Here is a 22,624-nt window from a genome sequence, read left to right on the forward strand (position 1 = left end):
AGGGCTTGTGGGGTTCTGGGGAGTGGATACGCGAAGGGCCCCTCGCATCGCGAGGGGCCCTTCGGGAAAGTCGTGGAGTGCGGGTCAGCGCCAACGGGTGGTCATCAGGAAGCCGATCAGGGCGATGCCCAGGCCGATCGCCAGGTTCCAGTTGTCGAGACCGGGAATCGGGAACTGCATCCCTGAGATGTAGAACACGAGGATCCACGCCAGACCCAGCAGCATGAAGCCGATCATCACCGGCTTGAACCAGACGGCGTTCGGAGCCGCCTCGCCCTCGGCGCGCTCGACGACGGGCTCTTCACTCTTGCGCTCTCGTGCCATTCCGTCATTGTACCCAAGAGTGCTGTCTCGAATCGATGTCGGGTCTCCCTCTCCTCGGCATCCGTTCAGCACCGAGCGATAGGATCGCGGCCATGACTGCATCCGTCGCGCCTGGGGGGCGACGCCCGCGTCGTTCCCGGCCACGGTCCCGGGCGACGTTCGCGAGCGTTCTCGGCGAGCTCCTGCTCACCGCCGGCGTTCTCGTGCTGCTGTTCGTCGCCTGGCAGATGTGGATCGGCGACATCATCATCAGCGCCCAGAAGAACGAGGAGGGTGCTGCGGTCTCCGCGGCGTGGGCTGCGGCCCCTGCGCCCGAGCTCCCACCCCTGATCGAGAAGGACGACGGTACGACCGAGTACGAGCCGGTCATCCCCGCCGTGCCCGCCGACACCGAGGAGCTGGGGCGCATGCACGTGCCGCGGTTCGGTGCCGACTACAACTTCGGCATTTACGGCGGTACCAGCCGCGCACGCACGCTCGATGATCTCGGCATCGGCGTCTACACGAACTCGAAGATGCCCGGCGAGGTCGGCAACTTCGCGATGGCCGGTCATCGCACCACGTGGGGCAAGCCCTTCAATCAGCTCGACAAGCTGCAGCTGAACGACGCGATCGTGGTCGAGACGCCCGACGGCTGGTTCACCTACCGATTCCGCACCCTCGAGTACGTGAAGCCGACGCAGACCGACGTGCTCGCCGACGTGCCGCAGGTGCCCGAGGTGCAGACGGGCGAACGCTACATCACCCTCACCGCATGCTCGCCGCTGTACTCGCTCGCCGAGCGCATCGTCGCCTACGGGGTCTTCGAGAGCTTCCAGCCCCGGGCCGAGGGGCCGCCGAAGGCGTTGACCGATCCGCCGCCTCCCCCGGCCGCACCGTCGGTGTAGGTTGTGGAAAGCGACGAGGGAGAAGACTGATGTACGCCGGACTCTGGCGCCTGTTGCCCGGCCCCTGGTGGGTGCGACTGCTGATCGTGCTGATCGTCGTCTCCGCGGTGCTCTACGCCCTGTTCTACTACGTGTTCCCCTGGGTGAGCCCGATCATCTCCCCCGGTGAGATCGACCTCGAATGACCCGTGTGCTCGTGGTCGACAACCACGACAGCTTCGTGCACACCCTGGTCGGTTACCTGCACGAGCTCGGCGCGACGACCACGATGATCGAGTCGGATGCCGTCGACACCCTCGGTCTCACGCGGCTGCTGCCCGACTTCGACGCCCTGATGCTCTCGCCGGGACCGGGTTCTCCGGCTGACGCCGGGGTATCGCTCGAGGCCGTGCGCCTCGCCGCACGCACCCGCATGCCGCTGCTCGGCGTGTGCCTGGGACATCAGGTGATCGGTGCCGCGTTCGGTGCGCCCGTGACCGAGGCACCGGAACTGATGCACGGGATGGTCTCATCCGTGCATCACGACGACTCCACGCTCTTCGCCGGGCTGCCCTCGCCGGTCGACGTCGGGCGCTATCACTCACTCGCGCTTGCCGAGGCGGATCTTCCGGCGGAGCTGAGAGTGACGGCGCGCACGGAGAGCGGCACGGTGATGGGCATCTCCCACACCGACCTGCCGATCCACGGTGTGCAGTTCCACCCGGAGAGCGTGCTCACCGACGGCGGCTACCGACTGCTGGCGAACTGGCTCGATTCGCTCGGAGACTCGTCCGCCGTCGAGCGCGCCGAAGCCCTGCACCCGCTGTCGCGCTGAACCCCTACTCGCCTGTGCAGTAGCGGAGCTCGACCGGTGATCCGATCGGGACGTCGCCCGGCGCCACCGACATCGAGACGACGGTCGGAGGATCCGTCGCCGGGCAGTCGGCCGACTCGACGGGAGTGGCGGTGAGTCCGAGCGACTCCAGGTTCGTGGTCGCCGCAGCGAGGGTCCATCCGGCGAGGTCGGTCAGAGTGACCTTGCCGCTGGCCACGACCAGATTGACCACCGTGCCGGGAGCGACTTCGTCGGCTTCCTGCTCGCTCGCAGAGATCACGGTGTCCGCCGCGATCGATTTGTCATTGCGTTGGATCACCGTGCCCAGTTCGAGCCCGGCGGCGGTCAACGCCTTCTTGGCATCCGTGAGCGACATCCCCTCGAGCTGGGGAACCGTCGACGTCTCGACGCCGGAGGACACGTAGAGAGTGACCGTGTCACCCTCACTGACGGTCTCTCCGGCCTCGGGATCGGTGCGGATCACATTGCCTTCGGTGATGTCGGTACTGGTCTCGACCACCAGCTTGGTCGTGAGGTCGAGGTCCGACAGGTCGGACTGCGCCCGCTCGGATGAGACGTTCACGAGGTTCGGCACGACACGGGACGTGGTGGGCACCTCGGGAGGACGCATGCTGATGGTCCAGACCCAGAAGAGCACGGAGGCGAGGAGCACGGCGAGGAGAGCCACACCGGCCCAGATCCAGGCGACGGGCGGACCCGACTGCGTGCGGGCCATGGTCGTGTCGGTGCTGAGCTGCCGCAGGGAGCGTGCGGTCTCCTGCGCCTGGCGGGGGCTCGGGCCGTACAGCTCGCTGGTGAGGGCGCCGAGCTCCTTGCGGCTCGGCGCGTGGCCGCTGGCCGCGCTGTCGAGAGCGGCGCGGAAGTGTGCGGCATCCGGGTAGCGCTGGTACGGGTCCTTCGCGAGCGCGCGCAGCACCACGGGGTCGAGCGCGCCGGGGGCGTCTTCGTTGACCTCGGTCGGGGGGAGCGGCGTCTCGCTCACGTGCTGGTACGCGACGGCGACCGGCGACTCACCGCGGAAGGGCTGGCGTCCGGTGAGCAGCTCGTAGAGCACCACACCGGTGGAGTAGAGGTCGGCGCGGGCATCGACCGGCTCGCCCTTCGCCTGCTCGGGTGAGAAGTAGGCGGCGGTGCCGATGATCTGCGTGGTCTCGGCGACGGTCGACGATGAATCCGACACCGCGCGGGCGATGCCGAAGTCCATGACCTTGACCTGGCCCTTGTCGGTGACCATGACGTTGCCCGGCTTGATGTCGCGGTGCACGACACCTGCGCGGTGCGAGTAGTCGAGCGCCTCGAGGATGCCGTCGGTGTAGCGGACGGCGTCCTCCACCGGCACGGGGCCTGAGGCGATGATGTCCTTCAACAGCGTGCCGCTGATGAGTTCCATCACGATGTAGGGAGGGTCGTCCGACGAGCTGTCGGTGTTCGAAGGGTCGCCGGCGTCGTACACGCGCACGATCGACGGGTGCGACATCCGTGACGCGGCCTGAGCCTCGAGACGGAACCGGGTGCGGAACGCGGTGTCCTTGGCGAGTTCGGGGTCGAGGATCTTGATCGCGACCTCGCGGCCGAGCGTCAGATCCTGGCCGCGGTAGACCTTGGCCATTCCCCCGCGCCCGATGAGCTCGCCGACGCGGTACCTACCCGCGAGAACGCGTGACTCTGTGGACACGAACTACCCCCTGGCAAAACTGATTCTGAGCTGGAATAAGGCTACCCGTTGCCGTTGCCGTTGCCGTTGCCGTTGCCGTTGCCGTTGCCGTTGCCGCCGTCACCCTCACCCTCGCCGGGGTCGACCACCGGAGCGGTGATCGTGACCGACAGTGGCGGCGATGCGTCAGACGTGCGCTGGTCGCCACCCGAGCACATTCCCTGGTAGCTGGCGATGAGCTGCTTGCCCACAGCGTCACCGACCACGACCTGCGCATTGCGCTGGCTGGCCGGGAAGTTCGGGCCACCGGCGGCGAAGGTGCCGTTGGTGAGCGAGACCACGTAGCCGGAGAGCGTCGTTCCGCTCGGGCAGGTGAATCCGGTTCCCCAGGCGATCGTCACCGTGCTGCCGGCGACCGGGTCACCCGTGATCGTGGGGATGTCGCTCGGCACGGGGAGAGCCGTGCGGGCGGCGTACACCGTCAGCGTGATCGCGCGCGTGACGTCGACATTTCCGGAGGGTTCCACGTTGTACACGCGGCCGACCTCGGCATCGGTGGGTGCCGGGTCGCCGTTCACGCAGGTGATCTCGCTGTTGAAGCCGTTGTCCTTGAGCGTGGCCGTCGCGGTCGCGCAGTCCATGCCCTGGAGGTTGAGCGCGCTCACGTCGACGCGGGTCGGCTCAGGATCCGGTGTGTCGGAAGGAGTCGCCGGTGGCGTCGTCTGCGAGGTCGTCGGCGTACCGGAGGGCTTGTCGTCGCCGTCGCCCTGGTTCATGAGGGCGAAGACCGTGCCACCGAGAACGATGACGAGCAGCGTGATCAGGGCGACGAGCGGCCAGGTCCACGGACTGCGCTTCTTCTTCTCGGTCTCTTCCTCGGTGCCGTCGCCCGTGGGCAGCTGCGCCGTCGTCGGAAGGATGCGCGTGGCACCGTCATCGCCGGTGGCGGTGAGGAGACGCGTGGCGTCGTCGTTCGCCGCGATGCCGCCGGTGGCGATCGCGGGCACGGCGATGGCCGCGGAGTTGAGGTCACCGCGACGCAGCGCCTGTGCGGCGCGCGCGACGGTCGCCGAAGACGACGGGCGGTCGCTCGGCTTCTTGGCGATCATCGCCATCACGAGGTTCTGCACCGGGATCGGCACGGTCGGCGGGAGCGGCGGCGGCTGCTCGTTGATCTGCGCCATCGCGATCGCGACCTGCGATTCACCGGTGAACGGACGCTTGCCCGCCAGGCATTCGTACGCCACGATGCCGAGCGAGTACGTGTCGGTCGCGGGGGAGGCCGGGTGACCGGATGCCTGCTCCGGCGACAGGTACTGCACGGTTCCCATGACCTGACCGGTGGCCGTCAGCGGCACCTGGTCGGCGATGCGCGCGATGCCGAAGTCGGTGATCTTGACGCGGCCATCCGGAGTGATCAGCAGGTTACCCGGCTTGATGTCGCGGTGCACGAGGCCGGCGGCGTGGGCCGCCTGCAGTGCGGATGCCGTCTGGGCCACGATGTCGAGCGTCTTGTCGGCGCTCAGCGCGCCGTCGCGCTCGAGCACGGTCGACAGAGCCTCACCGGGCACGAGCTCCATGACGAGGTACGCGCTGCCGTTCTCCTCGCCGTAGTCGAAGACACTGGCGATGCCCTCATGGTTCACGAGTGCCGCGTGACGTGCTTCCGCACGGAAACGCTCGAGGAACCCGGGGTCCCCCATGTACTCGTCCTTGAGGATCTTGATCGCGACGGTACGTCCGATGACGTGATCCGTCGCTTCCCACACCTCGCCCATGCCGCCGATCGCGATTCGCGACAGCAACTCGTAGCGACCACCGAACGACACACCCTGCGTCGGCCTCATCTGCCCAGCACCGCCTCTATGACCTTCTTCGCAATCGGAGCGGCGATCGTGTCGCCGGATCCTGATTGTCCCTGACCGCCGCCGTCCTCGACGACGACTGCTACTGCGACCGCCGGGTCGTCCGCGGGGGCGAACCCCGTGAACCACAACGTATGCGGCTTGTTTCCGTTCTCGGCTGTACCGGTTTTACCCGCCACGTTGACCCCGTCTATTCTTGCACCCTGCGCCGCGCCCGTAGAGACGCTCGCGACCATGGCGGCAGTGACCTCGTCGGCCGTGTCCGCGTCCATCGCGCGGCCGAACTCGCTGTTGTCGAACGCGCGGATGACCGAGAGGTCGTCTCCGATCACGGCGTCGACCATGTGCGGGTTCATGACGACCCCGTCATTGGCGATTCCCGCTGCGACCATCGCGATCTGCAGGGGGGTCGCGGTGACCTGCCCCTGTCCGAAACCGGTCAACGCGGTCTGCGCATCGTCGAGCCCACGGGGGTAGCTGGACGGCGTCGACGTGAGCGGCGTGTCGAAGCTCTTGTTGAAGCCGAACTTCTCGGCCATCTCGCGGATCGCGTCGTCGCCGAGTTCGACGGCGAGTTCCGCCATCGGGATGTTGCAGCTCAGGCGGATCGCCTCGGCGATCGTCACCGTGGCGCCGGGCCCGCAGGCACTGCCCCAGGCGTTGGACACCTTGCTGGACGAACCGGGGAGTGTGTACGAGGCGGGGTTCGGAAGCGTGGACTCGGGGGTCCAGTCGCCGCTCGCGAACGCGGCAGCGGCGACCACGATCTTGAAGGTGGATCCGGGTGGGTTCAGGTCGCCGGCGATGGCACGGTTGGACAGCGGCTTCGAGGGGTCGGCGGCGAGCTGCGCGTAGGCGGAGTTCGCGGCATCCGCATCGTGGGTCGCGAGCAGGTTCGTGTCGAAACCGGGCGTCGAGACCATGGCCAGGATGCGTCCGGTCTTCGGCTCGATCGCGACGACGGCGCCCGTGAGGCCGTCGAGCGCCTCGTAGGCCGCGCGCTGGGCCGCCGTGTCGAGCGAGAGCTCGACGCTGAAACCGCGCTGCGGCTGACCTGAGATGATGCGCTCGATCTCGGCGAAGAACGCGTTGGAACCGGTGCCGGACAGATCCGTGTTCATGGCCTGCTCGATGCCCGTCCGGGAGTCCAGAGCCGCATTGAAGTAGCCGGTGACCGGTTCCCACATCGCGGCATCCGCATAGACGCGCTGGAACTGGTACTGGTCGTCGCTGGGTACCGAGGTCGCGATCGCGGTGCCGTTGACGATGATCGATCCGCGCTGGATCTCGTAGCTGTCGAGGCGCGTGCGCTTGTTGTTCGGGTTCTGCGCCAACGCATCGGCCTCGACGACCTGGATCCAGCTGGTGGCGGCGAAGAGCGCGATGAACATGAACAGCATCACGATGCTCAGACGGCGGAGTTCACGGGTCATGAGGCGTCACCCCCCGCTGCGCAGAGGATCGAGAAGGAGGGGAGCTGGCCCGGAGCCTGTCGACGGGTCATCCGATCACCACCCGGGGCTGGCGGCGGACGCCGTCGGAGATGCGCAGGAGCAGCGCCACGATGAGCCAGTTGGCCACGAGCGAGGAACCTCCGGCGGCGAGGAACGGGGTCGTCAAGCCGGTCAGCGGGATGACCCGCGTGACGCCGCCGACCATGATGAACACCTGCAGCGCGATCGTGAACGAGAGGCCGGTCGCGAGCAGCTTGCCGAAGTCATCCTGACCCGCGAGGCCGATGCGCACCCCGCGGCTCACGAACACCATGTAGAGGCACAGGATTGCGAAAAGGCCGATCAGGCCGAGTTCTTCGCCGAGGCTGGTGATGATGTAGTCACTGTGCGCGAGGGGGGTGACCTCGGGTCGGCCCTGGCCCCATCCGGTGCCGATCAAGCCGCCGCGCGCCAGGCCGAACAGGCCCTGCATCGGCTGGTAGCCCGCGACGTCGGGGTCGACGTAATTCGGGTCGAACAGGAACAGCCAGTTGATGAAACGGCCGCGCACGTAGCTGAGGATCTGGGTGGCCACGGCGACGCCGGCGACCACGAGACCCAGACCGATCACGACCCAGCTGGTCTTGCCCGTCGCCACGTAGAGCATCGCGACGAACATCCCGAAGATGAGCGTTCCGGTGCCGAGGTCGCGCTGCAGCACGATGATGCCGAGCGAGATGACCCAGACCACGAGCACCGGTCCGAGCTCGCGCATGCGCGGCCATGTCATGCCGAGGAAACGCGTGCCGACCGAGGTGAGGCTCTCGCGCGTGCGCACCAGGTAGCCGGCGAAGAAGATCGCGAGGCAGATCTTCGCGAGCTCGCCGGGCTGGAAGGCGAAGACACCGCCCAGCGACACCCACACCGCCGCGTTCGCATCGGCGATGCGCAGTCCCGGTACGAAGGGCAGCAGCAGGAGCAGGATGCCGGCGAGGCCGAAGATGTAGGTGTAGCGGAAGAGGATGCGGTAGTTGCGCAGCGCGATCACGACCGCGATGGCGCCCGCGAGAGAGATCGCCGTCCACGCCAGCTGCTTGGTGGAATAGGCATCCCAGCCGGTGTTCTTGAACGCGATGTCGATGCGGTAGATCATCGCGATGCCGAGTCCGGTGAGCAGTGTGGCGATCGGGAGCACGAACGGGTCGGCGTCGGAGGCCACGGCCCGCAGCACGAAATGCAGCGCGAACGCCAGCACGGCCAGGCCGCCGCCGATCCCGAGGACCACGGGGTCGATCACACCGAGCGCGCCGAGCTGCACGAGGGTCAGCGATGCCCCGGCGATGGCGCACGCGAACAGCAGCAGCCAGAACTCACGGTTGCGCTGCGTCTGGGGCAGGCGGATGCGCTTGAGCGCCTTGATGACGCTGGTGTCGGCGGAGACGTCGGTACTCATCCGTCACCTCCGGCCGGGGTCTCGGTCGGCATCGGCATGGGCGATGGCGTCGGAGAGGGCGTCGGGAGGGCGTTCGCATCGGCCCCGGCCCGCAGCCGGTCGACGATCGCCATCGCATCCGACAGCGATCGGGCCGAGATCGTGCGCTCCACGGAGGCGCGCTGGTACTCGGGCAGGTTCGCGAGCAGGATGTCGGTGTCCTGCACCGGCGTCGAGAGGGTGATCGGCCCGATGTTCTGCTGCACACCCTGGAAGATCACGACGCTGTCGTCGTCGGCGCCGATGAAGTAGCGCGTCTGCGTCCAGCTGTAGGCGGCGAACGCCGCGAAGCCGAGCATCGCGATGACCACGAGCACGCCGGCGATCCAGCCCAGGCGGCGACGCTTCGCGCGTCGGCGGTCCTCTTCGATGAGCTCCTCGAGGTACTCCGCTGCGGGCTCGAAGTGGCTCGGTTCGTTCGCGGCCTGGCGCACGGGGTGCAGCCAGTTCGAACGGGCGGGACGGGCGGAGGGCACGAGCAGGCCGGAGGGGTTCGAGGCGGCTCCGACGATCGTCGGGGTGCCGGAGGAGAGCGGATGCTGTCCGCCCACGTCGACCAGCACGATCGTGACGTTGTCGGGCGCTCCGCCGTCGAGGGCCTGCTTGAGCAGGTTGTCGGCCGTGCGGCCCGGGGCGAGGCCCAGGCGCATGGCCTTGAGCACACGGGTCTCGTCGACCACGCCGGAGAGGCCGTCGGAGCACAGCAGCCAGCGATCGCCGGGCTGGGTGTGCATCACGAACAGGTCGAGCTCCGGATCGGAGTCCATGTCGCTGAGCACGCGCATCAGCACCGAGCGGCGCGGGTGGTAGCGCGCCTCCTCGGGGGTGATGCGACCGGAGTCGACGAGACGCTGCACGAAAGTGTGGTCAGCCGTGATCTGGGTCAGCGCGTCGTCGCGGTAGAGGTAGATGCGGGAGTCGCCGATGTGGCCGATGACGGCGTAGTCGTCGACCATGATGATCGCGCTGACCGTGGTGCCGAGGCCCGCGAGTTCCGGACGCTCCTTGGCGGCGCGGATGAGGTCTCCGGCGGCGGTGGTGACGGCGGCCTGCAGCGATGCCTGCGCGTCTTCGGTGGACGCGTAACCCTGGTCGAGGGGCTCGAGTCGCTGGATCGCGATGCTCGAGGCGACGTCGCCGCCGGCGTGGCCGCCCATGCCGTCGGCGACGGCGAACAGGTTCGCCCCGGAGTATCCGGAGTCCTGGTTGTTGGAGCGGACCTTCCCGGTATGGGAGATCGCAGAGCTCGAGCCTTCGAAGACCATGCCGGGGTCAGGCTCGCAGCTCGAAGGTCGTGGCGCCCACCTTGATGGGCGTGCCGAGCGAGAGGTTGACGGGGGAGCCCGAGACCCGCTGACCGGCGACGAAGGTGCCGTTGGTGGAGTCCAGGTCCTGGATGGCCCAGCTGTCGCCGCGCAGCATGAGGCGCGCGTGGTGGCTGGAGGTGTAGTCGTCGCGGATCACGAGGGCCGACTCGCTGGAGCGTCCGATCGTGAGGGAGTCGGCGCCGAGAGGGAGCTCCAGCCCGGCCTTGGGGCCGGACGTGATCACGAGGCGCTTCGCGGTGGCGATCGTCGCGGGACCCGTCGAGGGCTTCGCGGATGCCGGCCGCGGAGCCTGCACGGGAGCCGGAGTCGCGCTCGCCGCGGGAGCACCGCCCGCCGTCGCCTCGACGGGGAGCTTGCGCACCTTGACGCCGAACAGGTCGGCGCGCAGCGAGTAGATGACGCCGAAGACGAAGAACCACAGCACGACCAGGAAGCCGATGCGCAGCAGAAGAAGGACGAGTTCACTCATGACAGGGCTCCGAACGCCCGGGTGGAGTCATCCGTCGGGCGCGAAGGCGTCGCGACCGGGACGATCTTGAACACCAGGTCGGTGCGGCCGATCGTGATCGTGGTGTCGGAGGGGAGCGCGGCTTCGCGCAGCTTCTGCCCGTTGACCTTGGTGCCGTTGGTGGAGCCGAGGTCGCGCATCATGGCGCGCTCGCCGTCCCACAGGATCTCGGCGTGCTTGCGGCTGGATCCGGCATCCGCGATCGTGATGTCGGCATCCGTTCCCCGGCCGATGACCGTGCGGGCGCGGGTGATCGAGTGACGGCGTCCGTCGACATCGACCACGGCCTGCCAGCTGACGCGGCCTTCGACCGTGCCGGAGCTGACGCGCACGGTGCCGGTGGCGACCTTGTCATCCGCTTCGAGAGAGATCGCGAGCGGACCGGCGAAGCTGTACCCCTGTGCCTTGGAGTGCTTGGTCAGGAGGGCGTGCAGTTCGTCGGTCAGCGCGCCGCCGAGCCCGCGCATGCGATCCGCGTCGTCGGGGCTGAGACGCACGACATAGCTGTTGGGCGCGATGATGCGGTCGCGGCTCACGACCGCGGCTTTCGTATCGGCCTCACGCCGGAGCGCCGAAGCGATCTCCACCGGCTGGATGCCGCTGCGGAAGGTCTTCGCGAAGGCGCCGTTCACGGCGCGCTCGAGACCCTTCTCAAAGCTGTCAAGTAGTCCCACTGGGCTCCTCTGGCATGCCAACTGGTAGGGACATCGTAGCCAGGTGACCTGGAAGTGCGCCCCGCAGCGGCGTCGTTGAGCGAAATCCGGGCGCGTCCCCGACCCCGAACCGCCGGATGCCGCGCTGATTTCTCGGCGGTCCAGACGCGTGATATCCTCGCAAAGTTGAGTTCTTCGGAACGAGACGCTCGCGCGAGTGGCGGAATGGTAGACGCGCTGGCTTCAGGTGCCAGTGTCCTTATGGACGTGGGGGTTCAAGTCCCCCCTCGCGCACAGCGAGATGAAGGGCCCGGTCCGGTTGGATCGGGCCCTTCATCGTTCTCGGGAGACATCCGTCGCCGGTCGCAGAATCGCCGATTCGCGCTCCTTCAGCTCTTGTTCCCGTCTGCGTCAGGTGTGGGGCCGGCGGAGGCGACCTCGATGCCCGGCCAGTCGCGGAACACGCTGCGACCCTGCTCGCCATCGTCCGATCTCCTGCCGCCGTGGACAATCCTCCGCGCTCGCGACATGTACAGGGTGTAGGTGTTGACGAGCGAAGGGCATGAGCCATGGACGAGAACGACCTGGAAACGCGACTGCGGGCTACGGCCCCCACGGTGACCGGCCCGCTGGGGCTGTCAGCGCATCGGCAGCGCATCCTGACCGACCTTCGATCGCGGCGCCGTCGTGCGACGAGGCTCTGGACCGGTGCCGCCGTGGCCACGGTGGTGATGGTGGGTGCAGGGTCCGTCGCCGTCGCGGGCAACGGCATGGAGACCCCCTGGGGGTGGACCGCTGACAACGTGTTCTCGATCCCCGGCCCCGACGGCAAGACCTGCTTCGCCGGCATCCAGGTCCACGCCGAGGGCGTGCCGGATGACGCGGAGATCGTTCTGACTGCTCGCGACATCGTCGCGTCGATCGAGCTCACCGACCTCGACACGTCGGATCGCGAAGCCGAGCTCGCCGCCGAGATCGGCACGCCCTTCGACGACGGGTCGCCCGGCACGGTGTTCTACACCCCCGAGGAGATGAAGCAGTCAGCGGTCCACGAGGCGGTCGCGGAGATCCTCTGGGCAAAGCTCGATGCCAGGGGACTGACCAGTCCTGAGGAGAACGTCCCCGTGAGCCTGTTCTCCGAGAACCGCGGCTGCAACTGATGCGGAGCAGGGCAGCGCAGACGGACCTGTTCGACGAGCAGATCCGCGCCAACGAGGCCGACCTGTTGGCCTACTTCCAACGCCGAACGCCCAACGGAGCGGATGCCGCGGATGCCTTCGGGGAACTGCTGCTGATCGCTTGGAAGCAACGCGGGAAGATCCCCTCCGAGGCGATCGCGGCGCGCATGTGGTTGTTCGGCGCCGCACGGAACGTCCTCCAGAATCAGCGGCGGTCCACGCAGCGCGCATCCGAGGCGGTGCAGCGTCTCGCCGACACGATGCGCGTGCTCGTGCCCGAGTTCTCCCGCGATGAAGACAGCGTGATACTGCGCGCCGCGATCCAGGACCTGCCGCCGGAAGATGCCGAGCTGATGAAGCTCGTCTACTGGGACGGTTTCCGCTCGCACGAGGCGGCGGCGATCCTCGGGCTCAACCCCTCGACGGCACGCTCCCGGATCGCCAAGTCGCTCGGCGAGCTCCGGCGCGTGTTCGTCGTGGACGTCGTCGGCCCGAAGCAGTGAGCACCGGCAGGCATCCCGTGCCGCAGCGCGACATCGACCCCGCAGACCTCTTCCTTCCTCCGACGGAGCCCATCGACATCACCTGGATGCAGGCGGCGCTCGCCGGCACGCTCCCTGAGGATGTTGACTTCCCGCGGTGACTCGATATGGTCGGTGGTTACGCCTGCTGGCCTCCAGCAGGGAAACCGACGCAGGTCTGTGAGCGACCGGGGCCCGACTTCGCCCCGTGCACCACGCCTGCGTCGCTGTCTATCGAAGGATCTGCCATGACTTCACCCGCCGTGTGGATGCCGCCTGCCACCCTTGCCGCCCTCCAGGCCGAGATCGCGACCCTGGAAGCCCAGGGGAGCGAGGCGACTCTCTCCGACAAGGCTCGTGCGGTGGAGCTGCGCGCGCTCGTGCGGAACGCGGACGTCGCGGTGAAGCCCAACGACGGTCTCGTGGAGCCCGGGATGCTCGTCACCGTCGGGTTCGCCGATGGCAGCACGGACACCTTCCTCCTCGGCGAACGCACCGTGCTGGCCGATGATCGTGCCCTCTCGCCGCGCTCGCCGCTGGGTGCTGCCGTCAACGGCAGATACGTGGGCGACGACGTCACCTACACGGCGCCCAATGGCCCTGCGACCGTCTCGGTGCTCGCGGCGGAACCCGCCGCCTGACCGCGGGAACGCGCTACGCCGGGCCCACGGCCTTGCCGAGGAAATGGTCGGCATACGGCGACGTGCTGAACGGCTCGACCGGCACGTAGCCCGCGCGTTCGTAGAGCCGACGCGCTTCGACGAGATCTTCACGCACGGTGAGCCGCAACCGGTGCAGTCCGCGTTCGGCTGCGATCGTCTCCAGCTCTCCGAGCAGCGCGCGGGCGGCGCCCGATCCGCGAGCGACCGGATCGAGAAAGACCCGGGTGACCTCACCGACGCCAGGGGCGACCACACGAACTCCTGCGCAGCCGAGTACGCCCGCCGGCGATTGCGCGAGGACGAGGTACCCCGTCTCGCCCTGGAGGTCGTCGCTCGGTTCGTCACTCATCGCGCGAGCGACCTCTTCCGACGTCGCCGGTCGACCCCAATACCTGCTCACGATGTCGGCGAAGAACCGGGTCAGCAGCGACGTCGCCTCCGCGGCGCGGGGGTCGACCACCGTGAACGTGAGGCTCGGCCGGTCATCACCGTCGCGCTCGGGGGAGCGTGCGGGATCGTGGGGGATCGGGTCTGCAGAGGAGAACGGCACCCGTCGACTCTAGGCGCGCGCCTTGCGACTGACGGAGATCACGCCGGTGTCTGACTCCGTGACCGGCCGGCATCCCTATCGTGTGAGCGAGGCCTGGTGCAGAGGCCGCACCCGCCCGATGGCTGCGCCTAGAACGTGTCGAGGTTGACGAGGTTGTTGGCGCCCAGACCATCCGCATGGGTGCGCAGGTAGGGGCTCCCTCGGCCCGGTCTGACGACGGCGACTCGCACGCGGTCCGCGCCGGAGCCCACGTGGGCCTCGCCCCCCTTGACCTCGAGCCAGGCGACGAGCGACGGCTTGTCGATCTCGCCGACCTTGCCGGATTCCGGGTTCACCCACCGGTACCGGACGATCTCATCCGCCGTACGGGCCGTGCTGCCGAACCGTACTCTCGTGATCTCGATTGCCATACCTGCCACCCCGTCGCATCGCCGCGGCTGTCGCGGACGCTCTCCAGTCTTCGTGAGGCACGCGACCTCGACGTGCGGGCCGGGTGCAGCTCTTTCGTTGCTCCTGCGGAATCCTTACCGAATTCGCCTCACGGTGCGGGGGCGCATCGAGCTCAGCGCCCGGCATCCCACATCGTGTACGAGATCACGCCCACGGGGAGCGTGTCGAGCGGCTCGGTCAGCTCGCTCTCGGTGCCCACCATGCGGCCCGTCTCGACGGAGAGGAACACGGTCTCGACCCGCTCGGGGATGGTCGACGCGACACGGAGGCCGATGACGTCGCGCCCGAGGCGGTCCGTCGTCTCACCGAGCACCTGCACGTCGCCGGTGTCGGCCAGCAGGCGCAGCAGCGTCGCATGCTGCTCATCGCTCAAGGTCCAGTACTGCATCAGCCCGGTGATCGCGGCGAGCAGCTCGCCGGATGACGAATCCGGGGTGGCGCCGAACACGGCCAGCGCGGCCTCGAGCTCGGCAGGCGAACTTCCGGAGAGGTTCGCCGCTTCGGGGGCCAGTGTGAACTCCTCCGGGGGGATGACGACCTCGTCGATCAGGTCTCCGGGCTGGTACTCGCTCGGTTCGACACCGGCGGGCCGCTCGGCATCCGACCAGTACGGGTCACCGGCGACGATGGTGCTCGTGGCCGTCTCACCCGGGGCCCACACGAAGGTGATGTCCTGAGGGACGACCTCGACGTGGCCCTCCTCCATGTCGACGCTCCAGCCCCAACCGACGGAGTGGACTCGCGACTCCTGTTCGACGTCTGGCGGAGCGAGCAACGCCTGCTCGGCATCATCCACGACCTGGGCGAGCGAGCCGGAGGACCGGTACTCGAGCGGCGGCGGAGTGAGCGCCACTGCCTGCCCGGTCGGAGCGAAGACGTTCGCGGCGACCACGGCTGCCACCGCGACGGTCGCGACAGCGGTCGTGAGTCCGGCCCAGAGGAGCGTCTTGCGCGGGCGCGTCTTCCGGGGGCGCGCGGTTCCCCGGATGATGCCCTCGCGGATCGCGATGTGCGCGGCGGAGAGCCCGGCGGCATCCTGTTTCGGCGCGGGGTTCGCTGCCCGCAGGAGCCGGTCGAGTTCGTCATCGGAGACGTTCATGATCCTTCGCCACCGCTTTCCAGCTGCGCGCGGAGTTTCGTGCGCGCACGGGTGAGCATCGTCCAGACGGCGCTCTGACTCGTCCGCAGCACTTCGGCGACCTCGCCGGCGCTCAGGTCATCCCAATACGTGAGCACGACGATCTGTCGCTCGCGGGCGCTGAGGGTGGTGAGCGCCGTGCGCAGTGCCAGCACCTCCATAGGATCCAGCTCCTCCGACGGGCTTTCGAGCCCACGGACCAGGGCTTCGAGAGCCCGATCACGGGAGCGGTCGCGTCGGGAGCGATCACGCAGCTTGTTGTTCGCAGCGCGGAGGAACCAGGTGAGAGGCATCGGCCGGTCGGCGTCGAGCTTGCGCCAGGCCACCGTGAAGATCTCCGCGGTGATCTCATCGACCTCGTCGTCGTCGTCGATGTAGCACTCGAGGTGTCGGTGCACCCGCGGCCAGTAGTCGTCGAAGAGGCGCCGGAACACGACATCCTTGAGTTCCGTCCCCTGCGGATGCGCGGCGCGGGTCGACTCGCTCTTGTGCCGACGTCGGGAAAGCCGGCGGGCGCCCGTCGACCGGTCGGCGGAGGGGGAGGCGCCGGCGAAGGCGATGCGCAACGTACCGACGACCCCGAACGAGAACATGGGGACCTCACTCACGATGGCTGGCACTGCTCGACCAGGCTATCGGCGCAGGCGCAGCGTCATGGCAGGCAACGCAGGTTCGTGGTGCCACCCGACACGTTCACGGATGCTCCGGCGCCGGCGGATCCGAGCACGGTGCCGGCGGCGTTTCGCGCCTGCACCGTGCCGGATGAGCGAGCGTTGGCGATCGAGCCAACGGTGCTCAGTGCCGCGGTACTCACCGTCGTGCACGAAGTCCAGCTGAGCTTCGTGCCTCCCCTGTTCGCTCCGGCGTATGCACAGTACGATCCGGTGGCGCAGGAGCCGACGGCGCGGGCGTCGGGCGAGGGAACAGAGAGTTCCATGCCCAGATCCGGCCAGACCACGGTGTGCTCATCGACGACGGTGCCCCCCGGCACTGCATCGATGGCGTATTGAACGTCGGGGTGAAGTGCGGGTTCTTCGCTCGCCTGCGCAGGCGTCGCGATCCCCATCGCGAGAACCGTGCCCAGGGCAAGGCTGAGGAGCCTCTTCTTCATGCTCGTCCGTTCGGGTGTCGAGAGATGCTGATGATCCTCTTTCCATCACACCGCTGTGCGGCAGCTGGTTGCGACGGGGAGCACGCACCTTTTCGGATGACGAGCGACTTCCTTACCGACGACTTTCTTGTGGCATCGAGACGTTGCACACTCGGGACTCCGCGAGATTCGACGTTGGATTCGTGAAGGCTGGGACTACTCGTCATTCGGGCTTGTGCAGGCCCAGGGGCGGGGGCTTGATGCCGAGGCCGGCCAATGAGTTGGCGCGGGGGAGGATGTCACCATGTTCATGTTGTCGCGAGTTGAATGACCGGACTGAACCTTGCTCGGTGCCCGAGCGGCGCGGTGCGCGGGGGTCACGCGCGGAGCTGACCTCGAAGAAGGGACCTTGCGTGGAAACGCCGAAATGGCTTCGAAGAGCGCTCGACCTCCCAGGCGCTACATCGTTTGCATCGTTGGAGCCTTTGGCGGATCAGGCGATCTCACTGCGAGAGGAGCTGCGCGATCTCTCGGGAGCGGATCTCATCCAGCGGGCTCAGGTGGGCGATGGAGCTCATGCGCAGGTGCTTGCGGTCGCCGCAGAGGCGTCTCGACGCGCGCTCGGCGTCGTGCCGTTCCGTGAGCAGATGTTGGCCGCTGCGGCGATGCTCGCGGGCTTCGCTGTGGAACTGGACACGGGAGAAGGCAAGACGCTGGCAGGCGCCTTGGCCGCGGCGGGGTTCGCGCTCAAAGGGCGATCGGTTCACGTGATCTCCGTCAACGACTATCTCGCTCGGCGGGATGCTGCGTGGATGGGCCCGCTGTATGCGGCACTGGGCCTTTCGGTGACGGCTGTCGAGGAATCGACGGGCACCGAGCAGCGGCGCGCTGCGTACAGAGGCGATGTCGTCTACGTGAGCGTCAGCGAAGTCGGCTACGACGTGCTGCGTGACCGGTTCTGCATTCATGAAGACGACCGGGTGTCTCCGGCGATGGATGTCGCCATCGTCGACGAAGCCGATGCCGTCATGATCGACGAGGCGATCATCCCTCTCGTCCTCGCGGGCACTGCGGCGATCCCCGAAGGTGATGTGGCTCAGTCTGCATCGCTCGTCCTCGACCTCGAGGACGGTGTCGACTACCTGGTGGACGACGACGGTGCCACGGTGACATTCACCGACAAGGCTCTCGACGAGCTCGAGTCGCAGCTCGGCGGCATCAACCTCTATTCTCCGGAGAACATCCCCACCCTGACCGGTCTCACGCTGGCCCTGCACGCGAAAGTGCTGATGCGTCGTGACGTCGATTACATCGTGGACGGCGACGATCTTCGACTCGTGAACACGACTCGTGGGCGGGTCGCTGAAGGGCAGCGGTGGCCAGACGGGATGCACGCCGCCGTGGAGGCGAAAGAAGGGCTCACCTCGAGCGGAGCGGGCATCGTGCTCGATCAGGTGACCGTGCAAGATCTGCTTGTGACATACCGGACTCTGCTCGGCATGAGCGGGACCGTGCTGGACGTCTCGGAGGACTTGCTGGAGTTCTACAGCCTGCGCTCCGGACGGGTCGAGCGACGGCTGCCACTGGCGAGGTCAGACGAGCCCGACATCATCGTCGACACGGAGGCGGATGTCTTCGAGGCTGTGGTCGATGTGGTGCAGCGCTGCCACGAGGACGCCCGGCCTGTGCTCGTGGGGACGCAGAGTGTCGCCGCGTCTGAGGCCATTGGGAAACTCTTGACGGCCCGCGGCCTCGACGTTCGTGTGCTCAACGCGAAGAACGACGAGGCGGAGGCATACACCGTCTCGCGTGCGGGCGAGCTGGGCGCCATCACGATATCCACCCAGATGTCGGGCAGAGGCACCGACATCGTGCTCGGTGGCGTGGATGGAGCTGACCATGAAGCTGTCGCGTCAGTCGGCGGGCTCATGGTCATCCAGGTCGGGTTGTATCCTTCGCGCCGCTTGGATGCGCAGTTGCGTGGGCGGGCGGGAAGACAAGGCGACCCCGGGGGTTCCCTGCGCATCGCGAGTCTGCAGGATGTTCTGATCGCCACGACGGCGACCAGAACGATCGCCTCGCAGATCGAACGGCCCGCGCGACTCACCCGCAAGCGCAAGGAGTACATACTGGACGTCGCGCAGGACATTTCCGAGGCAGTTCGCGCCGACCAGCACCGGGCCACCTGGGGATATCACCGGGCCATCGCGCTGCAGCGATCTGCGGTATTGAGGGAGCGCGAGGCGCTCATCTCCTCGGACTCGACGTTGTGGGCCCGTCTGGGAAGAGTTCCCAGGGACGAGGACGACGACGACTTCACGACGGCCGTCCGCGAAGTCGCAGTATCCACGATGGATGACCTCTGGTGCGACCATCTTGCGATGCTGCAGGAGACAAGAGACGGGATTCATCTCCGCGCGCTGGGCGGGCAGAACCCACTCGATGAGTTCCATCGCATCGCTTTGATCGCGTTCGACGGCTTCTTCGAACGCGTCTACCAGGCTGTGGATCGACTTCTCTTCGCGACGGGAGAGCTCGATGCGCAGGCCGCCGCGGCAGCTGCGCGGCTGCGACGACCATCGGCGACGTGGACGTACATGATCACGGACAATCCGTTGGGAGACGCGGCGTCCCGAGCAGCCGAGTCTTTGCGCACGATGTGGGCGGACCGGCGGCGACGATGACGTTCCGATGGATCACTTCCGGGGTTTCGTGGTGGGGCACGAGTAAGACACTCGCCACGTCGAATATCTTGTTGGCGCCAACTCGCGTGCAGTGAATGTCTCTGCCGCGCCCGGGCCTGACCCGCCTGGGGACCGGCAGACTGGGGGAGGACCATCCGCAGACTTCCGGAGACGTGATGAATCAAGAGCAGCCCCGCAAAGCGCCCAGCCAGGCCGTCCTCACCGTGCAACAGGTGGAACAGGTGAGCCCTGATCTGATCCGGATCACCGCGGGAGGTGACGGGTTCGCCGATTACAACGACAACCTCTTCACCGACAAGTACGCCAAGGTCCTCTTCGCCGACCCGCGTCACGGGCTGACTCCTCCTTATGACCTGGCACAGTTGCGCGCCGAGGAACCCGAGAAGCTGCCCACTCGACGGACCTACACGATCCGTGCGGCCGACGCCGAGGCGCGGCAGATCGTCATCGACTTCGTCGTGCACGGCGACGAGGGTGTCGCCGGCCCCTGGGCTCGCGCCGCTCGGCCGGGCGACACGATCGTCGTCAGCGGCGCCGGTGGCGGATACCGTCCCGACGCCGCCGCCCCCTGGCACCTGCTCATCGGAGACCACACGGCTCTGCCGGCGATCTCCTCCGCCGTCGAGGAGATGGATGCCGCCGCGCAGGGTCATGTGCTGCTCACCGTCGCCGATCCGGCGGACCGCATCCTTCCCGCCCTCCCGTCGGGTGTGAGCATCCGGTGGACCCAGAACGACGATGAACTCCTCGCCGCGCTCGCGGAGCTGCCCTGGTCAGAGGGAACCCCCGGGGTCTTCGCGCACGGTGAGCGCGGAACGATCAAAGAGGTTCGCGCCCTGCTGAAGCAGCGTGAGGTGCCGCGGGAGTCCCTGTCGATCTCGGCATACTGGGCGCGCGGTCGCGCAGAGGATCAGTTCCAGGCTGAGAAGCGCGAGCCGATCGGGCAGATCGAGTAGCCGACGGCGGGGCCCCTCAGCGCAGGTCGGACACCGTCGCGACCACGGTGGCGTAGAGGTCGGCGATGCCGGCCAGCGCCGAGCGGTGCAGCTGCTCCGCCGACACATCCCCCGCGACCGAGGGCAGGCTGCGGGTGGCCGTCGCGGCGGCGACCACGGTGGGGCGGTTTCCGCGGAGGAAGGCGCCCTCGGTCGTGTACGTCACGCACATGTGGGTCATGAAGCCGGCGATCACGATGTCCTCGTGGCCCGCGGCATCCACGCGGTCGCCCAGGTCGGTGCCGACGAACGAGTTCGGTGCGTGCTTGATCACGACGGCCTCGCCCTCGATCGGGGCGACGCGGTCGTGGATCGCACCGATGTCCTCACGGATGTCGTACGCGGATCCGGCACCGCCGTCGTGCTGCACGTGGATGACGGTGGCTCCCGCCTCCCTGGCCTTCGCGAGCAGTTCCGCCGCCGCGTCGAGAGCGGCATCCCAGCCTTCGAGCTCCATCTCGCCACGGGTGTACGTGTTCTGGAAGTCGACGAGCACGACGGTCGACGTCGCCAGTTCGGCGGGGCTGTCGACGACGCCGCTGAGCGAGCGGAGGGTGGCTGACGTGGTCATGCGGGGTGTCCTTTCGAAGCGGTCGACACTAGTCTGGGTGACCCGAACTGTTCTTGATAGATGGATTCGGGTCACGTGCCGTCGGTTTCGGGGCGACCTGTTCAGGAGGATGCATGAGCGCACCGCGTGTCACGGTGATCGCCGTGGAGGGCATCAGTCCGTTCCACCTCTCGGTGCCGTCGCTGGTCTGGGGCGGTGAGACCCCGGTGGGGGAGATCGAGCCGTGGCCCATCCAGGTCGCCGCGCTGCGCGCCGGCACCCTGCGCACCTCCGCCGATTTCGACATCGACATCAAGCACGGGCTCGAGGCCGTTCGGGGCGCGGATGTCGTCGTGGTCCCCTGGTGGGGGCAGCCCGAGACCGCCGCGCCGGATGAGCTGTCGGCCGCGCTGCGCGATGCGCGGGATGACGGCGCCGAACTGCTCGGCCTCTGCCTCGGCGCCTTTCCCCTCGCCGACAGCGGCGTGCTGGACGGGCACACGGCCACGACGCACTGGAAATGGGCGGATGTCTTCCGGGCCCGCTTCCCGCTGGTGACGCTGGAACCGGATGAGCTGTACGTCGACGAGGGGCGGATCATCACCGGCGCCGGTGCCACGGCAGGGATCGACGCCTGTCTGCACCTGTTGGCGCGGAAGGAAGGGCAGCGCGTCGCGAACCGGGTTGCCCGGCGGATCGTCGCGGCCCCGCATCGCTCCGGCGGGCAGGCGCAGTTCATCGAGCGACCGGTTCCCGAACCGGGCAGTGATCCACTCGCGGAGGCGATGCGCTGGAGTGCGGCGAACCTGGACGCAGACCTGTCGATCGACAGCCTCGCCGCCCATGCGCATCTGAGCCGGAGCTCGTTCACTCGCGCGTTCCGGGCTCGGACCGGCACGACGGTCGCGAAGTGGGTGCTCGGGCAGCGGCTCTCGGCGGCGCGGGAGCTGCTGGAGACCACCGCACTGCCGATCGACGACGTCGCGTCGACCGCCGGCTTCGGTGGTGCCGCGCTGTTCCGCCAGCATTTCGTCACCGCTTTCGGGGCGACGCCGAGTCAGTACCGGGCGGCGTTCCGCTCGCGGTGAGGGGGCCGGCGGTCGATTGCTCCGGTCGCTCTCCGTGGCCGAGAACGCCTGGTCTCAGACGGTCCATGCGATCGTCTTCGCCCACGGGTTCTACGAATGGCCTGGGTAAAAGGGAGACAAGACGTCCCTGGGTCATGTCGACGACGAAGCAGCCCGTGGGCTGGTGATCGCAGTAGGGTGTGCATCCATCACACCCTGCTATCCACAACTCATACACGCAGTATGCGAACTCGGTCGCCGGTTGGATCCAGTACACGCTGACCTCGCAAGACTAGGCCCAGGAGAATCATGAACGACCAGCGCAGCGCACAATCGCAGATCGGTGACAACCTGGCGTGGGTGAGCCTCTTCGTGGCGGTCGTGTCTGCGCTGGTCGTCTTGGCGCGGACCCTCGAGATCGCTGGCTGCTCCAATCAATGTGACTACCCGACACCCGAGACCATAACCCGCGGATTCTGGATCACTGACCTGATCGTCTTCATCCTCACTACAAGCGCGTACTTCTTCACAAGATCGCGACTCCGTTTGGCCTGGCTGCTCCCGGCAGCTGGTATCACGATCACACTGATCGCCTTGCTCATCACGAATCTCGTGATGAATAGCGCGATGCGCCTCGGCTAGTCACCTGCCCTTGAGCGTGGGTGGTCGTCGATGCGGTCCTAGGTGAGCTACGACGCGGTTCTGGTCTGCTGGCGACCATCGCGGTGAGCCAGCCCAG

The 22,624-nt window shown here is 67.7% G+C and carries 25 protein-coding genes and 1 tRNA gene; 12 read left to right on the forward strand and 14 right to left on the reverse strand.

Annotation, left to right across the window (positions count from 1 at the left end):
- Nucleotides 1-84: 84 nt before the first annotated feature.
- Nucleotides 85-324: a cell division protein CrgA gene (locus FB560_RS16630; RefSeq protein WP_029264180.1), complete on the reverse strand. Its 240-nt coding sequence runs from the start codon at nt 322-324 to the stop codon at nt 85-87.
- Nucleotides 325-416: 92 nt separating this feature from the next.
- Between FB560_RS16630 and FB560_RS16635 the strand changes: the two genes are divergently transcribed.
- From FB560_RS16635 to FB560_RS16645, 3 genes are read left to right on the forward strand one after another with little or no spacing between them, the layout of a single operon-like run.
- Nucleotides 417-1,211 carry a class E sortase gene (locus FB560_RS16635; protein WP_141873624.1) on the forward strand — a complete coding sequence of 265 codons (795 nt, stop codon included), beginning with the start codon at nt 417-419 and terminating at the stop codon, nt 1,209-1,211.
- 29 nt (nt 1,212-1,240) lie between these two features.
- Nucleotides 1,241-1,396: a DUF4175 domain-containing protein gene (locus FB560_RS16640; RefSeq protein WP_141873626.1), complete on the forward strand. Its 156-nt coding sequence runs from the start codon at nt 1,241-1,243 to the stop codon at nt 1,394-1,396.
- Entirely contained in the window at nt 1,393-2,025 is a 633-nt protein-coding gene (locus FB560_RS16645) for an anthranilate synthase component II (protein ID WP_141873628.1), read from the forward strand. The genes FB560_RS16640 and FB560_RS16645 overlap by 4 nt, the downstream gene beginning before the upstream one ends.
- 4 nt (nt 2,026-2,029) lie before the next feature.
- On the opposite strand, the gene pknB is transcribed toward FB560_RS16645, so the two are convergent.
- The 7 genes from pknB to FB560_RS16680 form a co-directional block, all read right to left on the reverse strand.
- Nucleotides 2,030-3,721: a Stk1 family PASTA domain-containing Ser/Thr kinase gene (gene pknB, locus FB560_RS16650; protein WP_141873630.1), complete on the reverse strand. Its 1,692-nt coding sequence runs from the start codon at nt 3,719-3,721 to the stop codon at nt 2,030-2,032.
- Between the two features lie 41 nt (nt 3,722-3,762).
- Entirely contained in the window at nt 3,763-5,547 is a 1,785-nt protein-coding gene (locus FB560_RS16655; RefSeq protein ID WP_229672939.1) for a protein kinase domain-containing protein, read from the reverse strand.
- Nucleotides 5,544-6,998, reverse strand: coding sequence for a peptidoglycan D,D-transpeptidase FtsI family protein (locus FB560_RS16660; protein ID WP_141873633.1), 1,455 nt, complete (start codon nt 6,996-6,998; stop codon nt 5,544-5,546). The genes FB560_RS16655 and FB560_RS16660 overlap by 4 nt, the downstream gene beginning before the upstream one ends.
- Nucleotides 6,999-7,065: 67 nt before the next feature.
- Nucleotides 7,066-8,451 carry an FtsW/RodA/SpoVE family cell cycle protein gene (locus FB560_RS16665; protein WP_141873635.1) on the reverse strand — a complete coding sequence of 462 codons (1,386 nt, stop codon included), beginning with the start codon at nt 8,449-8,451 and terminating at the stop codon, nt 7,066-7,068.
- Nucleotides 8,448-9,755, reverse strand: a complete 1,308-nt coding sequence (locus tag FB560_RS16670) for a PP2C family protein-serine/threonine phosphatase (RefSeq protein ID WP_141873637.1) — start codon at nt 9,753-9,755, stop codon at nt 8,448-8,450. Before FB560_RS16670 ends, FB560_RS16665 begins: the two co-directional genes overlap by 4 nt.
- A 7-nt stretch (nt 9,756-9,762) precedes the next feature.
- Nucleotides 9,763-10,287 (reverse strand): FHA domain-containing protein FhaB/FipA, encoded by a 525-nt coding sequence (locus tag FB560_RS16675; protein ID WP_141873639.1) that lies wholly within the window; start codon nt 10,285-10,287, stop codon nt 9,763-9,765.
- Nucleotides 10,284-11,000: an FhaA domain-containing protein gene (locus FB560_RS16680; protein WP_141873641.1), complete on the reverse strand. Its 717-nt coding sequence runs from the start codon at nt 10,998-11,000 to the stop codon at nt 10,284-10,286. The genes FB560_RS16675 and FB560_RS16680 overlap by 4 nt, the downstream gene beginning before the upstream one ends.
- Before the next feature lie 190 nt (nt 11,001-11,190).
- Here FB560_RS16680 and FB560_RS16685 point away from each other — a divergent pair.
- The 5 genes from FB560_RS16685 (at nt 11,191) to FB560_RS16700 (ending at nt 13,319) form a co-directional block, all read left to right on the forward strand.
- Nucleotides 11,191-11,273: transfer RNA gene (locus tag FB560_RS16685), tRNA-Leu, on the forward strand.
- Between the two features lie 275 nt (nt 11,274-11,548).
- Nucleotides 11,549-12,139, forward strand: a complete 591-nt coding sequence (locus FB560_RS16690) for a hypothetical protein (protein ID WP_141873644.1) — start codon at nt 11,549-11,551, stop codon at nt 12,137-12,139.
- Entirely contained in the window at nt 12,139-12,660 is a 522-nt protein-coding gene (locus tag FB560_RS16695) for an RNA polymerase sigma factor (protein WP_141873646.1), read from the forward strand. Before FB560_RS16690 ends, FB560_RS16695 begins: the two co-directional genes overlap by 1 nt.
- The gene (locus FB560_RS20750; protein ID WP_170198165.1) at nt 12,657-12,800 is read left to right on the forward strand and encodes a hypothetical protein; all 144 of its coding nucleotides are present in this window, start codon (nt 12,657-12,659) and stop codon (nt 12,798-12,800) included. Before FB560_RS16695 ends, FB560_RS20750 begins: the two co-directional genes overlap by 4 nt.
- 126 nt (nt 12,801-12,926) lie before the next feature.
- Nucleotides 12,927-13,319, forward strand: a complete 393-nt coding sequence (locus FB560_RS16700; RefSeq protein WP_170198191.1) for a GreA/GreB family elongation factor — start codon at nt 12,927-12,929, stop codon at nt 13,317-13,319.
- A gap of 13 nt (nt 13,320-13,332) precedes the next feature.
- Here the strand turns inward: FB560_RS16700 and FB560_RS16705 are convergent, their stop codons facing one another.
- From FB560_RS16705 to FB560_RS16725, 5 genes are all read right to left on the reverse strand, one after another.
- Nucleotides 13,333-13,890: a GNAT family N-acetyltransferase gene (locus FB560_RS16705; RefSeq protein ID WP_141873650.1), complete on the reverse strand. Its 558-nt coding sequence runs from the start codon at nt 13,888-13,890 to the stop codon at nt 13,333-13,335.
- A gap of 128 nt (nt 13,891-14,018) precedes the next feature.
- Nucleotides 14,019-14,300 carry a DUF3892 domain-containing protein gene (locus FB560_RS16710; protein ID WP_141873651.1) on the reverse strand — a complete coding sequence of 94 codons (282 nt, stop codon included), beginning with the start codon at nt 14,298-14,300 and terminating at the stop codon, nt 14,019-14,021.
- Between the two features lie 152 nt (nt 14,301-14,452).
- Nucleotides 14,453-15,439, reverse strand: coding sequence for a hypothetical protein (locus tag FB560_RS16715; protein ID WP_141873653.1), 987 nt, complete (start codon nt 15,437-15,439; stop codon nt 14,453-14,455).
- Nucleotides 15,436-16,086: an RNA polymerase sigma factor gene (locus FB560_RS16720; RefSeq protein ID WP_141873655.1), complete on the reverse strand. Its 651-nt coding sequence runs from the start codon at nt 16,084-16,086 to the stop codon at nt 15,436-15,438. Before FB560_RS16720 ends, FB560_RS16715 begins: the two co-directional genes overlap by 4 nt.
- A gap of 44 nt (nt 16,087-16,130) precedes the next feature.
- Nucleotides 16,131-16,589 carry a hypothetical protein gene (locus FB560_RS16725; protein ID WP_141873657.1) on the reverse strand — a complete coding sequence of 153 codons (459 nt, stop codon included), beginning with the start codon at nt 16,587-16,589 and terminating at the stop codon, nt 16,131-16,133.
- Nucleotides 16,590-16,603: 14 nt separating this feature from the next.
- Between FB560_RS16725 and secA2 the strand changes: the two genes are divergently transcribed.
- Together secA2 and FB560_RS16735 are read left to right on the forward strand one after the other, a co-directional pair.
- Entirely contained in the window at nt 16,604-19,252 is a 2,649-nt protein-coding gene (secA2, locus tag FB560_RS16730; protein ID WP_141873659.1) for an accessory Sec system translocase SecA2, read from the forward strand.
- 176 nt (nt 19,253-19,428) lie between these two features.
- On the forward strand, nt 19,429-20,229 hold the full coding sequence (locus FB560_RS16735) for a siderophore-interacting protein (protein ID WP_141873661.1): 801 nt from the start codon (nt 19,429-19,431) through the stop codon (nt 20,227-20,229).
- Nucleotides 20,230-20,245: 16 nt separating this feature from the next.
- Here the strand turns inward: FB560_RS16735 and FB560_RS16740 are convergent, their stop codons facing one another.
- Complete coding sequence (locus FB560_RS16740) at nt 20,246-20,839, reverse strand: isochorismatase family protein (protein ID WP_141873663.1); 594 nt, start codon at nt 20,837-20,839, stop codon at nt 20,246-20,248.
- 113 nt (nt 20,840-20,952) lie between these two features.
- Between FB560_RS16740 and FB560_RS16745 the strand changes: the two genes are divergently transcribed.
- Nucleotides 20,953-21,906, forward strand: coding sequence for a GlxA family transcriptional regulator (locus tag FB560_RS16745; RefSeq protein ID WP_141873664.1), 954 nt, complete (start codon nt 20,953-20,955; stop codon nt 21,904-21,906).
- Nucleotides 21,907-22,194: 288 nt separating this feature from the next.
- Entirely contained in the window at nt 22,195-22,527 is a 333-nt protein-coding gene (locus tag FB560_RS16750) for a hypothetical protein (protein WP_141873666.1), read from the forward strand.
- Nucleotides 22,528-22,624: the final 97 nt, after the last annotated feature.

The organism is Microbacterium saperdae (assembly GCF_006716345.1).
Taxonomy (GTDB): domain Bacteria; phylum Actinomycetota; class Actinomycetes; order Actinomycetales; family Microbacteriaceae; genus Microbacterium; species Microbacterium saperdae.

Coding starts and splice junctions, on each gene's coding strand:
- FB560_RS16630 (WP_029264180.1), bottom strand. CDS start 324: ATGGCACGAGAGCGCAAGAGTGAAGAGCCCGTCGTCGAGCGCGCCGAG.
- FB560_RS16635 (WP_141873624.1), top strand. CDS start 417: ATGACTGCATCCGTCGCGCCTGGGGGGCGACGCCCGCGTCGTTCCCGG.
- FB560_RS16640 (WP_141873626.1), top strand. CDS start 1,241: ATGTACGCCGGACTCTGGCGCCTGTTGCCCGGCCCCTGGTGGGTGCGA.
- FB560_RS16645 (WP_141873628.1), top strand. CDS start 1,393: ATGACCCGTGTGCTCGTGGTCGACAACCACGACAGCTTCGTGCACACC.
- FB560_RS16655 (WP_229672939.1), bottom strand. CDS start 5,547: ATGAGGCCGACGCAGGGTGTGTCGTTCGGTGGTCGCTACGAGTTGCTG.
- FB560_RS16660 (WP_141873633.1), bottom strand. CDS start 6,998: ATGACCCGTGAACTCCGCCGTCTGAGCATCGTGATGCTGTTCATGTTC.
- FB560_RS16665 (WP_141873635.1), bottom strand. CDS start 8,451: ATGAGTACCGACGTCTCCGCCGACACCAGCGTCATCAAGGCGCTCAAG.
- FB560_RS16670 (WP_141873637.1), bottom strand. CDS start 9,755: ATGGTCTTCGAAGGCTCGAGCTCTGCGATCTCCCATACCGGGAAGGTC.
- FB560_RS16675 (WP_141873639.1), bottom strand. CDS start 10,287: ATGAGTGAACTCGTCCTTCTTCTGCTGCGCATCGGCTTCCTGGTCGTG.
- FB560_RS16690 (WP_141873644.1), top strand. CDS start 11,549: ATGGACGAGAACGACCTGGAAACGCGACTGCGGGCTACGGCCCCCACG.
- FB560_RS16695 (WP_141873646.1), top strand. CDS start 12,139: ATGCGGAGCAGGGCAGCGCAGACGGACCTGTTCGACGAGCAGATCCGC.
- FB560_RS16700 (WP_170198191.1), top strand. CDS start 12,927: ATGACTTCACCCGCCGTGTGGATGCCGCCTGCCACCCTTGCCGCCCTC.
- FB560_RS16710 (WP_141873651.1), bottom strand. CDS start 14,300: ATGGCAATCGAGATCACGAGAGTACGGTTCGGCAGCACGGCCCGTACG.
- FB560_RS16715 (WP_141873653.1), bottom strand. CDS start 15,439: ATGAACGTCTCCGATGACGAACTCGACCGGCTCCTGCGGGCAGCGAAC.
- FB560_RS16725 (WP_141873657.1), bottom strand. CDS start 16,589: ATGAAGAAGAGGCTCCTCAGCCTTGCCCTGGGCACGGTTCTCGCGATG.
- FB560_RS16735 (WP_141873661.1), top strand. CDS start 19,429: ATGAATCAAGAGCAGCCCCGCAAAGCGCCCAGCCAGGCCGTCCTCACC.
- FB560_RS16740 (WP_141873663.1), bottom strand. CDS start 20,839: ATGACCACGTCAGCCACCCTCCGCTCGCTCAGCGGCGTCGTCGACAGC.
- FB560_RS16745 (WP_141873664.1), top strand. CDS start 20,953: ATGAGCGCACCGCGTGTCACGGTGATCGCCGTGGAGGGCATCAGTCCG.
- FB560_RS16750 (WP_141873666.1), top strand. CDS start 22,195: ATGAACGACCAGCGCAGCGCACAATCGCAGATCGGTGACAACCTGGCG.